We start from the raw sequence: 1234 nt of genomic DNA, 5'->3' as shown, positions 1-1234 counted from the left end.
ACCGTTACACGGCTCTCGGCACGCCCACGACAATGGCCGCAGGATAAGTCTGTCCAAGGAAAGGGGAACTATACCCAAAGCACCTTTTGCGCAACAAAGCCCTTGTCCTTTATCGGCGGATGCAGCATGCTCCGAACCGTCAAGGGGTTTGTAATCGGCGGCAAGGCCTCGGTCGATCAGCAAGACTGAAGCCGGATTATCGGCTTCTTCCACATCATCAGCGTCGGCATCCTGATTTTCAAATGTGACGGGATGGTGGATCGAATCGGCTTGGCACGCGGAGGTGTCAACCTGCGGCTGATCATCAAAAAACATGGAAAAAGCGCCAGATCTGCAATCGCCAGGGCAAGTAACGCTGCTATTGCGTCCGTCAATCGAAGCTGTACCCGTCTGGCGACACGTAAATTCTACCTCCACCCGGATCTCCTCTGCGTGGATCAAGTTGCTGTCACATTGGCAGGGCAAGATTACCAAATATTTACTTGTACCGGCTAAAGTCAGCAGTTGTCAAAAATTTTACTCAGAAAGGAGAGTGCCATGGAGAAGGTTCTGGCGGCAGGGACGGCCCGCATGACAACCGGATCGAGGCAGGGCGTGATAGACGGCCTCGAGCAGGCATTTCTTGCGGAAATGTTAAAATACGCCGGACTAGGGCAGGCGAGGGGTGAATTCGGAGGCGGCATCGGCGAATCGCAATTTGCAGGGCTGCTGAACGAAACCTATTCCGAAGCGATCGCCAGGAGGATCGATCTGGGATTCCAAAGGCGAAACGGGGTGGCCGGATGACAAAATCGCTATATCTTCTGGAGCAGGCGAGAGAGGATCTTCTCGCGTTCAAGGCCGAGTCGGCCCTTGAAAGAATAACCGATTTTCAAGAGCTTGTTCGTTCTGGATCGATATCAAAGGATTGCGTCGGGAAAGGTGCCGAGATGTTACGCGACATTCTGTCCCTTGCCGGAGCTGCCCGTGACGGGGTGGCTGCCGCGCAGCGTCAGCTTGCCGAGATCGCAGCCTTGTCACGGCATCTGAACACCGGCTCTGTTGCACAAATCGGCTGATGGCCGGGGTTCCCCTTTCCCCGGACAGACTTATCCCACGGGCTCTGTGACAGGGATGCCGAGCGCGGTGTAGCCGTTCAGAACGGCGATACGGACCTGAAGCTCCGCGACCTGTCGGTCGAAGTCCCGCGCCATGAGGCGCTGCCCCAGCAGTTTCACACAGTGCATCTTCGTTT

At 55.8% G+C, this 1234-nt stretch carries 3 protein-coding genes and 1 pseudogene; 2 read left to right on the top strand and 2 right to left on the bottom strand.

Going from position 1 to position 1234, the window contains the following annotated elements; genetic code table 11:
* The coding region (locus tag ACDP63_RS24905; RefSeq protein ID WP_409928859.1) for a hypothetical protein at positions 1 to 315 on the bottom strand (315 nt) is incomplete at its 3' end.
* A 222-nt stretch (positions 316 to 537) separates the two neighbouring features.
* Here ACDP63_RS24905 and ACDP63_RS24900 point away from each other — a divergent pair.
* Positions 538 to 786, top strand: a complete 249-nt coding sequence (locus ACDP63_RS24900) for a hypothetical protein (protein WP_074991416.1) — start codon at positions 538 to 540, stop codon at positions 784 to 786.
* A complete protein-coding gene (locus tag ACDP63_RS24895) occupies positions 783 to 1058 on the top strand; it encodes a hypothetical protein (RefSeq protein ID WP_409928858.1) in 276 nt (91 codons plus the stop codon). Before ACDP63_RS24900 ends, ACDP63_RS24895 begins: the two co-directional genes overlap by 4 nt.
* A 30-nt stretch (positions 1059 to 1088) precedes the next feature.
* Here ACDP63_RS24895 and ACDP63_RS24890 read toward each other — a convergent pair.
* Positions 1089 to 1234 (bottom strand): annotated as a pseudogene (locus ACDP63_RS24890) (IS5/IS1182 family transposase); the annotation flags it as partial.

Origin of the sequence: Paracoccus sp. P2 (genome assembly GCF_046335115.1) — a bacterium.
GTDB classification, from domain to species: domain Bacteria; phylum Pseudomonadota; class Alphaproteobacteria; order Rhodobacterales; family Rhodobacteraceae; genus Paracoccus; species Paracoccus pantotrophus.
Note: the sequence above shows the minus strand (reverse complement) of the source record. Positions and strands in the feature narration are given on the sequence as shown.